Below are 13580 nucleotides of genomic sequence, written 5' to 3' on the forward strand. Positions count from 1 at the left end.
TGCTGTAAAAATACGAATAATATGCCAGTAAGCACAAATGCATAAAAAATGCCTCTCCACAAATTCATGTAAAGAGGCATTTTTTTATGCGTATCCGAAAACTAGGCTTTTGTAGTGTCTATTTTAGGTGCTGCAGCTTTAGTTGCTTCTAAAGAAACGGCAGTTTTATCAAAACGGATTTTGGTACCACCTTCTACTTCGATTAAGAACGTAGTGTCGTTCATGTCGGCAATGCGACCATGAATACCTGCTGTGGTTACGATTTTATCACCTTTTTTTAGTTCTTCAACTAGTTTTTTATGATCTTTTGCTTTTTTAACCTGTGGTCTGATCATAAAGAAATAAAATACGACCATAATTAATACCATGGGTATCAATGTGCTGACCATACTGCTTCCGCCAGCGGCGGCTTGTAAAATTACTGTTGAAATCATGTTGTTGAATATAAGTTATTTTATTTCGTTTGTTCCTTAACCTCACCGGTTAAATGTAATTCGGCAATTGCAGGATTGGCATTTGAAGTAACCGTAATTACTTTATCCTGCAAACCTTGTTTTCCATTGCTGTCAAAAACTACTTTAATTACACCTTCGTCACCTGGTTTAACCGGCTCTTTTGGAACCTCTGGTACTGTACAACCACAAGTTGCTGTAGCATTGAGTACAATTAAAGGGCTTTTACCTGTGTTTTTGAATTTGTAGCTGTAATAAACCTTTTCTCCCTGCGTCACATTCCCGAAGTTGTAACTGTCTTTTTCAAAACTAATTACCGCTGCATCAGCAGCAGGAACGGTAGCGGCAGTTGCAGCAGTTGCCGCTGTGGTGGTGTCGCTAACAGCATCAGCTTTTTTTCCAGCATTTTGCTGACAGGAAGCAAGGGCTATAGCAACCGTTGCCATTAAAAAAATTCGTTTCATATTTTTATTCGTCAATAAGTCCGCGGCCAATTTTATGGATACTATCCGTTCTTTTCAAATCGCCTAAAATTTTGTCCAATATACCGTTAATAAAAGAATTACTTTTCGGTGTACTGTAATCTTTTGATAAATCCAGGTATTCGTTAATGGTTACTTTAACCGGTATTGAAGGGAAGTTCATCAGTTCACAGATGGCCATTTTCATTAAAATGGTATCCATTAATGCGATACGCTCAGATTCCCAGTTCTTGGTCCGCTCAGCGATCAGCTCATGATATTCTTTATTGTTGCGCAGTGTATACGCAAACAGGTCTTCAACAAACTTGCTGTCTTCTGCCCAGTCCTGGCTAATCGGTGTCAGTTTGTTTTTAAAGGGATCTTCAGAGGTAAAGTTTTTAATGGTTTTTGCCACCATACCTTGCATTACTTCTTTATCAACCGACCAGTTGATAAATTTATCTTCAAAATCCTGAATGATGTTGTGACTTTTCAGAATGATTTTGCGGAAAATGTATTTGATAATGGTTTTGGATCCTTCCAGGCTGTTGTCTTCATCCGCCAGGTAAGCCGCATATTCCGGCGTTACTTTGAGGGTATTGAAAATGGCTTTCACAAACTCCGGATCTGCCATCCAGTTGATCTTGTATTTATGTACCGCAGCACTAAAATCAGGATTGGCCTTTAATGTTACCGCAAACTTATTGTTTAGCAGTTTCATATTTGGATTGAGATCTTCTGCTGTTGGCAGGTGTTTGTTGGAGCGTTCGATTGCGTCAATACTGGTGTATTCCGTAACCTCAACCAATAGGGATAGCATGCCGATGTACATTTCGTATACATCATCAATACTTTTCATTAGCGCTTTCTTGGAAGCGGCTAAATCTCTTTTGTCTGTCATGTGCCATGCGAAAATGTTCTGCATAGCTTTAATTCTTAAGTGCCTTCTGTTTAACATGAATGTAAGAACGAGTGGTAAATTACCTGGTGATTAAAATGATGATTTTATTTTTTTGATGTCGATGATTCTTTGTTCTGCAATGCGGTTGGCGGCTTGTACGGTTGGGATGTTTTCTTTTTTAGACATCCGGATCACATCGCGGGTTGCATTGTAAATATTTTCTGTCAGCTGCATGGTTCTTTTTCTGCCGAAACCAGTCAGTTCTGAGTAACAACTGATCAAGCCACCGGCATTGATCAGGTAATCTGGAGCAAACAGGATGCCTTTGTCCAGCAACAGCTGTCCGTGGATGTTTTCATCAGCAAGCTGGTTGTTCGCTGAACCGGCAATGATGGCAAACTTCATTTTGTGAATGGTTTTGTCATTAACGGTTGCTCCTAAAGCACATGGCGCATAAATATCAGCATCCATGGCAAATATTTTATCGGCACTGATCGGCTTTGCTTTATACGTACGTGCTACATGTTGTAACCGTTCTTCGTTGATATCGCTGATGTAAACTTCTACATTTTCTGCTCTAAGCAGGGCCACAAGGTGCTCACCAACGTTACCAATTCCTTGTACCACTACAGAACGGCCGGCCAGCATATCGGTTCCAAAGACTTCTTTTACACAAGCTTTGATCCCTAAAAACACCCCCTGGGCAGTAGTTGGCGCTGGATTGCCTGCACCACCTAAAGATTCAGGAACACCGGTAACATGGGTGGTTTCCATACGGATATACTCCATGTCTTTGGTGGTTGTACCTACATCCTCAGCTGTAATGAACTCTCCGTTTAAGTTTTTGATGAAACGACCATAGCTGCGCATCATGGCTTCAGATTTTCCTTTTCTGGAATCCCCGATGATGACTGCTTTACCCCCGCCCAAATTCAATCCGGTGATTGCTGCTTTATAGGTCATTGCACTAGATAAACGCAGTACATCTTCCAAAGCTTCGCTTTCTGTCGCGTAACTCCACATGCGGGTACCGCCCAATGCAGGCCCAAGTGTGGTATCGTGAATGGCAATAATTGCTTTCAAACCAGTATCCGGATCATTACAAAAAACTACTTTCTTGTGACCCGAAGCACTCAGTTGATCTAAAATTGAATTTGTAAGAGAACTATTACCAGACATATAATTTTGTTATCAGATATGTCGCAAAACTAGCTAAAAAAACATTAATTACATTGTATTAACCAAAGTCTTTGAAAAAATTACCTTCGTTTGGCTAACTTTACTCCCGATGAAACACCTCCGGTTTTTAAACAAATATTTCTATAAATACAAATGGTGGATTATCCCCGGGGTCTTCTTCGTTGTGATTTCCAACATATTTGGCGTAATTCCGGCCCAGGTTATTGGTCATGCCTTTAACCTGATCACTGAAAATATTGAGGTTTACAGGCTTTTTCATGGCTTTGACCGTGCCCAGGTGGTATATGATATCTTTAGCACCAGCTTATTTTACTTCGGGATGCTGGTCCTGGTGCTGTACCTGTTGCGTGGACTTTTCCTGTTTTTCATGCGGCAGACCATCATTTTAATGTCGCGCCACATTGAGTTCGACATGAAGAATGAAATTTATGCGCATTATCAGAAATTGAGTCTGGGTTTTTACCGCCGCAACAACACCGGCGACCTGATGAACCGCGCTACGGAAGATGTGAACCGGGTAAGGATGTATGTGGGACCGGCGATCATGTATACCATTAATACTGCAGTTTTATTTTTGCTGGTGATTTATGCCATGTTTGCAGTAAATGCGACGCTGGCAATCTGGTGCCTATTGCCCCTGCCAGTGCTGGTCGTGATCATTTACCTGGTAAACACCTTAATTAATCAGAAAAGCGAGCAGATTCAGCACCAGCTTTCTTCCTTATCCAGTTTTGTACAGGAAAGGTTTTCAGGTATCCGGGTAATTAAATCGTACGTACGGGAAGGCCATACGCGGGATGTTTTTGCAGACCAGAGCCAAAACTATAAAGATAGCGCGATGGGCCTGGTTAAAGTTCAGGCACTATTTTACCCCACCATGCTTTTGCTGGTTGGCTTGAGCACCATACTAACCGTATACATTGGCGGGAAGCAAGTGATTGAGGGTTCAATTACACCGGGTAACATTGCAGAATTTATTGTTTATGTGAATCAGCTTACTTTCCCGGTGACCATGCTGGGCTGGGTTACTACGTTGATCCAGCGTGCTTCGGCTTCACAAAAACGCATCAACGAGTTTTTACAACTGGAACCTGAAATTGTATCGGTAAATACAGAGCAACCGGTAATTCAAGGAGATATCCAGTTTAAAAATGTAAGTTTCACTTACCCGGATACCGGAATTGAGGCTTTGAAAGATGTGAGTTTTGACATTAAGGCCGGACAGTTTGTAGCGGTTATCGGGCGTACGGGTTCGGGAAAATCAACCCTGGCCAATTTGATCATGCGCATGTATGATGTGGATACGGGAGTGATCAGCATAGACGGACAAGCCTTGCCTGCTGTTAATTTAAGCAATTACCGGAACCAGATTGGTTTTGTTCCGCAGGAAGTTTTTCTTTTTTCTGATACCATTAAAAATAACATTGCATTTGGCCTGGATGAGGTGAGCGATGAGGCTGTAGCTACGGCGGCCAAAAATGCTGCTGTTTATCACAACATCATTGACTTTGACCTGAAGTTTGAAACGATGCTGGGTGAGCGTGGAATCACCCTTTCGGGCGGTCAGAAACAACGGGTATCTATTGCGCGTGCATTGATCAAATCGCCTAAGATTCTGATATTTGACGACTGTTTATCGGCTGTAGACACGCGAACTGAAGAAGAAATCCTTGGTAATTTGAACCGGATCATGAAAGGATGCACCAGTATTTTGATTGCGCACCGGATTTCTACGATAAAAAATGCAGATATCATTTTGGTACTTGATGATGGGAAAATAATTGAGCAAGGCGATCACAAGCAGTTAATGGGCTTAAATGGTGCTTATGCAGAGATGTACCAAAACCAGCTCCTGGAAGAAGAAAGTACAGTAAACCCATAATCTATTGAATTTCTATTTTGAAGTTTAATAATTAATAGTTTATATTTACCCGAACCAAAACTAAGATGAATCCAACCATGGGAGAATTTGACAACAAAGAGAGAGAAGAGGTTTTTTCTAAGAAAGTAAGAGCTGGTAAAAGAACTTATTTTTTCGATGTAAAAGCTACGCGTTCAGGAGACTATTACCTTACTCTAACCGAAAGTAAAAAAAGACTGGAAGACGGTGTATTCGTAAAGCATAAGATCTTTTTATATAAGGAAGATTTTGAGAAGTTTGCTGAAGGATTAAACGAAACGGTTGACTACATCAAGAACCACCAGGATGTTGTAGAAAAACGCTATGAATATTCGGAAAACCATGAAGGTGTTGGTAGCAAAAACCTCAATGACGATTTCACGTTTTAATTAAACATAAGATATTGAAAAGCCCCTGATTTTTAATCAGGGGCTTTTTTTGTCGGTATATACAATTTTAGAGTGCTTCTACCTTATCCAATAACTCCTGGGCAAGTTTTTGAATTTTAGAGGTCTCTGCATTTGCCAGTGCTCTCGATTTTTTTGCTGCGGCAAGTGCCTCGGACTTCTTTTTCATCGCCAGGCATACATAAGCAAAAGTAGACTGGACGCTGTATTCTTCCGGATCTAGCGATACGGCACGCTTAGCCATTTGATAAGCCTGCTGCATGACAGCCGGCGACGCCTGATCGTTACCCATTTTACCTCCTGAAGCCCTTCTGGCCAGAAAGCTCAGTTTATCTGCATCGTCCTTTAATTCATTTTTCAGCGCCGCACTAGTCAATTTTACATAATCGTCAGTCCTACCCTTTTCCAGGTAATAATCAGCTTCCAACATGACGCCTTGCTTTTTACGGCCCATGTTATCCGATTTCTTAAAATAAGCAAGCTTGTCGAAAAAGGTCTGTTCATCACCAGTCCTGATCAATCCATACATTGTGCTGGTAATTAGACGGTCTTTGAGCTGTTCCCTTTCTTCGGCCTTACTCCAATTGTTGTAAGCTTGCTGGTTGGCCATAAAATGCGCGCCCAATTTATCATTTTCAGTCCTGGCCAGTGATTTGATAATTTTCCAGCCCAGTTCAGTGTTCAAGTCCTGCGCAGTAACTTTGGCTACAATTTCTCCACTAAGCTGACCGGCTGTACTGCGATCTGCCCGTTCCAGCGCCAGGTAATAATCCAATAAAAAAGGCAGGTCTCTAGTCCCTTTGTCGTATTGCTCTTTCAAAGCCGCAGTATTTCTTTTTGGATCTACAGCTCTTTTTGCCTCCGCAAGAAAAGCGTCGGCTTCCATCCTTGACGCGGTGCGGTGTACGATATCGCCTGCGGTGTTGACAAACAAATAGGTAGGAAAAGATTGCACGTTATACTTTTTACGCATTTCTATCCCCTCGCCTTTTTCCATGTCAACTTTCAAATTCACAAAGTTGTCGTTGTAATATCTGGCAACGACAGGCAGGATAAATACATTTTTTTCCATCCATTTACATGGTGCACACCAGGAGGTATAACAATCAATAAAAATGAGTTTTCTGGATTGGATTGCTTTTTCTTTTGCTTCAGTCCATGAATTGTTGAACTGGATTTCTTCCTGTGCATGTGAGCCTATGGCCACAAACAGGAAAAGACAGGTAAATACGGATTTTAATCTATTCATAACCGGGATTTTGTTTAACTACACCATTTGCAGCTTTTATAGTAGCAATTGGAATGGGAATGATATATTTGGTTTTGGTGGTCACATTTGGTTTATAGCTGGCGATATTGAGGTCTCCTTCGACCATAAACCGAACCAGATCGTACCATTCTTCCCCACTCTCACAACCCAGTTCCATTAGTTTTTCTTTCAGGACGATTTGTAACAATTCAGCCTTTGTCTGCACAGCAGGTAGAATTAAAGTTGCACCAGCGCGGGCGCGGATCACATTAATCATGTCCCTGCCTTTAGCTAAATCAGCAGGATTTCCAGTTCTGATTAAAGCTTCGGCTAAAATCAAATACGCCTCTGACAATCTTAGGTAATACTCTGTATTGGCCGTTAAAGCCTGACCATTAATTGTGGTATTGCTAAATTTACCGTTCCTGGTGGCAACCGGTGTGGTAGTTGTAAAAGTAACCACAACAGTTTGTCTTGGATCTCCTGCTAACGAATTGAAATAAGACATTTTAGGCAATACGTATGACCTGAAAGCAAAGGCTTTGTTGTTACGCTCATTTTTATCATCAAAAGGGGGCGCCAGTAAGGCTTCTTTTGAATTGAACCATTTGCTAAACACATCGGCAAATTTATCTTCCAGCTTTGCATTTCCGCGTTGATCGATGGTTGCAGCAGCATATTGTGCAGCCTGGACGTAGTCTTTTTTATAAAGGTATACTTTGGCAAGCAACATATTGGCCGCTTGTCTGGACGCAAATTTTGCTGTGGAATATTGGGGGGCATTTGCTACCGCGATTTTTAAATCCTGCTCGATCTGAGCATACGAATCACTAACGGTAGACCTGGGTTTTGCAACGACATCTTTAGCCGGCGCATTCCAGGTTACAATTCCATACGGAGAAGAGGTGTCAAAAAACTGCCCGTATAACCTCAACAATGAAAAATGACCCAGTGCCCTCAAAAAGCTGGCTTCGGCAATAATTTCATTTTTCCTGGGGTCATTTGTAGTCAAAACACTGGTCTTTTCGATGATGTGACTGCTCATGTTAATGATGTAGTACCAGCTGGTATAAATACCGCCAATAACGGAGTTATCAGGTTTAACATCGTTGTCTGCAAATTGCTGATAGCTACTGCCGCCTGAGGTGCTGACGTCAAAACTCAAGCCCATGCAACCCGTAACACCGGGTTGATCAACAATCAAACTAAACGAATGCAATTGTGCATAAGTACCCGTTAAAACTTTGTTTGCGGATGGAATGTCGGTAATTACGTTTTCTTCGCTCAATTTGAAAGGTGGCGTAATATCGGTTACATCGACCAGGCTACATGCTTGTAGCGATAAGGCAAAAAGAAATGCCACTGCATAGGATAAATAGCTCTTTTTCATGTTAGAAAATAATGTTAAAACCAAAATTGAATGTTCTTGTTGAAGGATAAATTCCAGAATCATAGCCCCCTGCTATCAGTCCGGCACCCGTTGAGGTACTGTTCTCCGGGTCAGGCCCGTCATACCTGGTCAGGATAAATAAATTGGATACACCTGCATATAATTTGATCTGGTTGACTTGTTGTTTCATCCATTTCGCAGGATTGATGTAATAAGCGATCTGGACGTTTTTCAGTTTCAGGAAGGAGCCGTCCTCTATGAAGTAATCAGAGGTACGTGCATTTTGATTTGGATCTCCGAATACATTTCTAGGCAGATCTGTATTTTTATTATCCTCAGACCATCCGTTCAGGAGCGACCGGTAATAGTTTTTATTGGTGGTATAAATTCCTGCGCTGGCTTTCGGTGCATTTTGTAGTTTCTGACCACAGGCAAAATAGAACAGGAAGGAACCTTCCAATCCACCATAACGAAGCACATGGTTCCATCCGCCAAAGAATTTTGGTTCGGCATTGCCCAGCTTCACGCGATCACTGTCAGAAATACGACCGTCTCCATTGACATCCACGAATTTAAAATCACCGGGCGCTGTTTTAGCTGCCTGATATAGCTTGGTTGGAGAAGCCTGGTTCAAAGCATTAATCTCGTCTTGTGTCTGAAAAATTCCAGCCACCCGATAGCCAAATACGCTACCCAGTACATCGCCTTCTTTAAAGTCGTTCAATGCCGTAGCTTTCCCCGAATTTAGTTTTTCTAAACGCCCCACATTCATGTTAAAGTTGATATCCGTTGTATATCTAAATTTACCCTGGTTGATGATATCGGCACCGATTACAAATTCAAAGCCCTTGTTAGAAATGTCACCGACATTTATGGTTTGGGTACTTGCACCTGTTTCAAATGGAATGGCAACATTCAACAACAAATCCCTGGTGTATTTGCGATACACATCCACAGCTCCGCGAAGTTTATTGTTAAAAAAGGCGAAATCCAAGCCCATGTCTGTCTGCGTGGTTGATTCCCAGCGAATGCTCGGATTGGGCACGCCATTGAGGATGACACCATTTTGTCCATTGTAGAATGATGTGCTGGAACCGGTAGAAGAAAAGAAGGTACGGTAAAGGAAATCGCCCAGATTTGCCGCACCTGTTTTACCTGTAGAAGCCCTGAATTTTAAATCCGATATCCATTGGTATTTTTTCAGGAAGGGTTCTTCTGAAATCCTCCAGGAGAAAGCACCAGAAGGAAAGAATCCCCATTGGTTATTGGGACCGAACTTGGTCGACTTATCACTACGTGCGGTAAAGGTAAAATAATATTTGCCGTTGTAATTGTAATTGGCGCGCGCAAAATAGGATTCCAAGCCGCTTACGCTTCCTCCTGATCCATAACCTTGTATAGAGCCGGCAGAACCCAGGTTATTCAAGACAAAATCATCAGGAAAATTAACCGATTCTAAATTCGTAGAATTACTCTTATCGGAAGTATAAGATGCACCGATCATCGCATTTAAATAATGCTTTCCAAAGAATTTATCAACCGTAGCTGTATTGTCGAAAATTAAGGAACTGAATTTGGTGTTGTTATCTTTACGGCTTCCTTTTCGTCCATTTTTTATTTCGAAAGGATCGAATCCAGGTGTATAATTTACCGTGATGTTGTCCGTTTGGTTGTAGGAAATGGTAGACCTTAAACGTAAAAACTCAAAGGGTCTTGCTTCGGCAAACAAAGAGGTCATCAGGTTATCTCCGGTAAGTTTATCGGTATAAAGCAATTTCGCTACCGGATTGCCTTGAACACTATCAATGGTTGTTGCATATTTACCATTGCCATCAAATACAGGAATATCAGGTCTGTAACTGGCGATGTTATAATAATAAGTGCTTGATGCACCATTGGAGATGTTTTTGGCGTAATTTATATTTGCACCGGCTTTGACTGTCTTCACGATTTCCGACTCGATATTACCACGAATGTTATAGCGGTCAATATTACTGCGTTTGATGACGCCTGCCTGGTTATTCATACTGGCCGAGAATGCGTAATTGGTTTGCCCGTTGCCAATGCCACCACGTAAACCCAGGTTCAACATACTGGAATAACTATTGCGGGTAACCAGCTTACGCCAATCGGTACTCACCCCTTTATATTGTAAAAAATCAGCTGGAAAAACCGTACCTGCATTTTTATAGGCTGTTGAGGCGACCTGAAACAGTTCATCTGAGGTGAGCATGTCAAAATCTTTGACAAACCGATCCGTCATCCCCTGGTAACTGAGTGTCAGTGAAGGTTTGCCTTTTCCTTTTTTTGTAGTGACTAAAATGACCCCGTTTGCTCCTCTAGAACCATATATTGCAGTTCCTGAAGCGTCTTTAAGAATGTCGATGCGTTCAATGTCTTCTGGATTGATCGCCGCCAGCGGAGAAATCTGAAACGATTTGGTACTTCGGTACGTATCCGATCCATTGCCTTGTCCGATTTGAATGGGCACACCATCAATGACATATAAAGGTTCGTTTACACCAAACACAGAAGATGCGCCACGAATTCTGATGGTAGCATCGGCACCCGGGGCACCCGATGATTTGACCACCATTACACCCGGCGCGCGACCAGCTAAGGCAACGTCAAGGCTAAATGCAGGTTGTTTTTGCATCTCTTCTACATTTACCAAAGAAACGGCTCCGGTCAAATCGCGTTTTCTAACCGCCCCATAGCCTACCGCGACATTGACTTCCTCCAACTGACCGTCTGCCATTTTTAAAACGACAGCGCCCAGGTCCTTTCTGGCCTTAAGTTCTTTTGGCGCGTAGCCTACATACGAAATGACAAGTACCGATTCCTCTTCCACGCCATTCAAGGTAAACTCTCCTTTACTGTTGGTAAATGCCATTTTATTGGTTCCTTTCACTTGTACAGTGGCTCCCGGCAATGGCCCGCCCCCCTCATCCGTTACTTTTCCTTTGACGACTATCGCATTCAGGTAACTGGCTACTTTATCCAAAAACCCGATCTCCTTTCTTTTAACCAGGACTGTTTTTTCAATGATCTTAAAAGTGAGGTTCTGATTTTCAAAGCAAGCTTTTAAGGCCTCTTCCAATGTTGCCTTTTCTAAACTGACAGATACGGGCTGTGCATTTTTAAGCAGGCCGCTGTTGTATAAAAAAGTATAATTGGTTTGATTACGTATGGTTTTAAGTACGTCATTAAGGCTTGCATCTCTTTTATGCAAGGTTACCAGCTGCCCAAAACTACTGGCTGCCGCCTGCATCAAGGACATGGTGATCAAAATAGCCACGAGATTTATTCTCATAATAATCTGTTTCCTGGTTAAGGTATTCATCAGCAAAAAACGCTGAGTTACACCTTTTAAAAGTTTAAAATATGGCGCAAAGGCAGGCCTGCCCGTACCATTTGAAGTATTAATAAAATACATACATTTGTAAGGTTTGGTTGATGATAGTAATCGTTGTTGCTACATGTTTTATCCCGGCTTTGATTGGGATAAGCTAAACTGGTTAACTGAACGGCGACAAGGACTGCAATCCAAGTCTATACCGGGTAGGGTGCTTCAACACGCTTCCCGGTTTTTTATTCATTAACCCCTTTGCGCGTTACTTTGGGTGTAAATGTCTCTTCATTTGTTTTGGTTTAAGGTTATCATTGATTTGTATTATTTAGAAACAACAAGCTTAGGCCTGTTATTCCCATTCTTTTCTATGCTGAATTTTACATCCAGGTATTTTAACATCTCTAAAAAAGCTGATGCATTTACATTTCTGGATACTGCCCCACTAAACGTCACATCAGGTATTCCATTTTCATAAACTACGTCAACATCATACCACCTGGAGGCCTGGCGCATGATGGTGGTCAAGTCGCTGTTGTTAAATTCAAACATTCCGTTTTTCCAGCTTATTGCTTCTTCCAGGTCTACATTGGCAATATTAAAACCGCTTGCTGTTAAAGCAGCCTGTTGACCAGGTTTCAACACCACATCGGTTGCCTGTTTTGTATTCAGGGCACTTACTTTAACCGAGCCTTCCAGTAAGGTCGTTTTAACTTCTTTTTCATCGCTATACGCATTTACATTGAAATGTGTTCCTAAAACTGCTACATCTTGCTGCGCCGTTTTAACATGAAATGGGTGGTGTTTATTTTTAGTTACTTCAAAATAAGCTTCGCCTGTTAATTCTACCCTCCGTTCATTTGCCGCAAATACTACCGGGTATTTTAATACGGAGGCTGCATTTAGCCAGACTTTAGTCCCATCCGGCAGGTTCAACTGGTATTTACCTCCCCGGGGAGTTGCGATGGTATTGTACTGCAATGCCTTGTCTGCTGGTGTGGCGGCGATGTGGGCAGACTGCTCGATGTGGTAAATAATCGTTCCATCCTCGGCTTTTGTAATGGATACACCAGCCTGCGCTGCGATCAATCCATGAGTTGTGTCGCTAAGGCTTATTTTTTGTCCGTTGGACAGCGTCAATACAGCATGGTTTTTACCAGGAGGTAAATCAGATGCAAACCTGGTTGATTGTTGAGTTGATTGTTGCAGATAGAAAAACAGGGCAAGTCCACCAATCAGCACAATAGCGGCTGCAATGGCAATTTTGGGCCATAACTTAACCGGTTTATTTGCCGGCTTTGCTGGTTGTTGTTCTTGTTGTTCTTGTTGCAGGGAAGCCCAAACCTGATCGAGATCATCCATTTGCGCTTCGATACTTAGATTTTCAACTTCATCAAGCGGATAGCTCAGGTGCCAGCTTTCCAATAAAGCCATCTCCTGCTCCGTACACTTTCCAGCCGCATATTTTGCCAACAACGTTTTCGCTTCTATCCTTTCCATAATTTAAAGCAACGCTATGGTGCTTATATACAGGAAGACAAACTGCCCGGGCTTATGGGGTAAATAAAAATGAAAAAATTTTACAGGAAATATTTTGCCATCATGATCTGCCCCAAAAACATATACAGCCCTAATCTTGTACGTAAAATTTTAAGGGCATGCTGAATGTGTTTTCTTACTGTTTGATCGGATAAACCCAATTGTTCGGCAATTTCTTTATGGCTCAGGTTATATTTCCGGCTCAGTTCAAAAACTTCGCGCATTTTAGGGGGCAGTGCGGCAATTTCTTTTTCGATCAGTTTGGCGAGCAATCTGCCCCGTACCAGGTGATCGGTGACGCAGTTGCCCTCATCTATGAAACTTTGCAGAGAGCTGACGTATGCTGATTCTATTTTTTTACGTGATACCCGATTGAAAATTTTATTCCTCAAGGATACATAAAGATAACCTGAGAGATTGGAATTAAATTGGATGTCTGCCCGTTTGTCCCATAAAAACGTAAAAAGTTCATGGATCATGTCCCTGGCTTCTTCCCGGTCACGCATCCATTTATAGGCATGGGTATGCAGCACAATCTTATATCGATTATAAATTTCGGTATAAGCCAACCGATTTCCAGACCTGAGCAAGTCTACAAGTTCAGTGTCTGAAGTAGATTCATAATTAGATGCCATACCGTAATCCCCCTGCAAAGATAGTAAATAGGAATCGATAACATAAGTACAGGAATCTGAGTTGATGTTCAAGGCCTATAAAAAAACACCACCTTTC

11 protein-coding genes are annotated in these 13580 nt (G+C 41.9%); 2 read left to right on the top strand and 9 right to left on the bottom strand.

All coding sequences use genetic code 11. The annotated features are described in order from the left end of the window. Positions 1-101: 101 nt before the first annotated feature. From yajC to IM797_RS20940, 4 genes are read right to left on the bottom strand one after another with little or no spacing between them, the layout of a single operon-like run. On the bottom strand, positions 102-434 hold the full coding sequence (yajC, locus tag IM797_RS20925; RefSeq protein WP_194129143.1) for a preprotein translocase subunit YajC: 333 nt from the start codon (positions 432-434) through the stop codon (positions 102-104). Positions 435-454: 20 nt separating this feature from the next. Beyond that, complete coding sequence (locus tag IM797_RS20930; protein WP_194129144.1) at positions 455-916, bottom strand: DUF1573 domain-containing protein; 462 nt, start codon at positions 914-916, stop codon at positions 455-457. 4 nt (positions 917-920) lie between these two features. Beyond that, positions 921-1871: a transcription antitermination factor NusB gene (gene nusB / locus IM797_RS20935; RefSeq protein WP_194129145.1), complete on the bottom strand. Its 951-nt coding sequence runs from the start codon at positions 1869-1871 to the stop codon at positions 921-923. Between the two features lie 33 nt (positions 1872-1904). Continuing rightward, positions 1905-2993 (bottom strand): Glu/Leu/Phe/Val dehydrogenase, encoded by a 1089-nt coding sequence (locus IM797_RS20940; RefSeq protein WP_194129146.1) that lies wholly within the window; start codon positions 2991-2993, stop codon positions 1905-1907. A 109-nt stretch (positions 2994-3102) separates the two neighbouring features. Here IM797_RS20940 and IM797_RS20945 point away from each other — a divergent pair, with 109 nt between their 5' ends. Next, positions 3103-4896, top strand: a complete 1794-nt coding sequence (locus IM797_RS20945) for an ABC transporter ATP-binding protein (RefSeq protein WP_194129147.1) — start codon at positions 3103-3105, stop codon at positions 4894-4896. A 77-nt stretch (positions 4897-4973) separates the two neighbouring features. After that, on the top strand, positions 4974-5303 hold the full coding sequence (locus IM797_RS20950) for a DUF3276 family protein (protein ID WP_194129202.1): 330 nt from the start codon (positions 4974-4976) through the stop codon (positions 5301-5303). A gap of 67 nt (positions 5304-5370) precedes the next feature. On the opposite strand, the gene IM797_RS20955 is transcribed toward IM797_RS20950, so the two are convergent. The 5 genes from IM797_RS20955 to IM797_RS20975 all read right to left on the bottom strand — a co-directional run bounded on the left by IM797_RS20955 (position 5371) and on the right by IM797_RS20975 (position 13555). Beyond that, positions 5371-6570, bottom strand: a complete 1200-nt coding sequence (locus tag IM797_RS20955; protein ID WP_194129148.1) for a thioredoxin family protein — start codon at positions 6568-6570, stop codon at positions 5371-5373. Beyond that, complete coding sequence (locus IM797_RS20960; RefSeq protein WP_194129149.1) at positions 6563-7960, bottom strand: RagB/SusD family nutrient uptake outer membrane protein; 1398 nt, start codon at positions 7958-7960, stop codon at positions 6563-6565. Before IM797_RS20960 ends, IM797_RS20955 begins: the two co-directional genes overlap by 8 nt. Before the next feature lies 1 nt (position 7961). Beyond that, positions 7962-11396, bottom strand: a complete 3435-nt coding sequence (locus tag IM797_RS20965) for a TonB-dependent receptor (RefSeq protein ID WP_194129150.1) — start codon at positions 11394-11396, stop codon at positions 7962-7964. A 237-nt stretch (positions 11397-11633) separates the two neighbouring features. Further along, complete coding sequence (locus tag IM797_RS20970; RefSeq protein WP_194129151.1) at positions 11634-12809, bottom strand: FecR family protein; 1176 nt, start codon at positions 12807-12809, stop codon at positions 11634-11636. A gap of 80 nt (positions 12810-12889) precedes the next feature. After that, a complete protein-coding gene (locus IM797_RS20975; RefSeq protein ID WP_228099007.1) occupies positions 12890-13555 on the bottom strand; it encodes an RNA polymerase sigma factor in 666 nt (221 codons plus the stop codon). Positions 13556-13580 lie beyond the last annotated feature (25 nt).

It is taken from the genome of Pedobacter sp. MC2016-24 (assembly GCF_015223055.1).
In the GTDB taxonomy this organism is placed as follows: Bacteria; Bacteroidota; Bacteroidia; order Sphingobacteriales; family Sphingobacteriaceae; genus Pedobacter.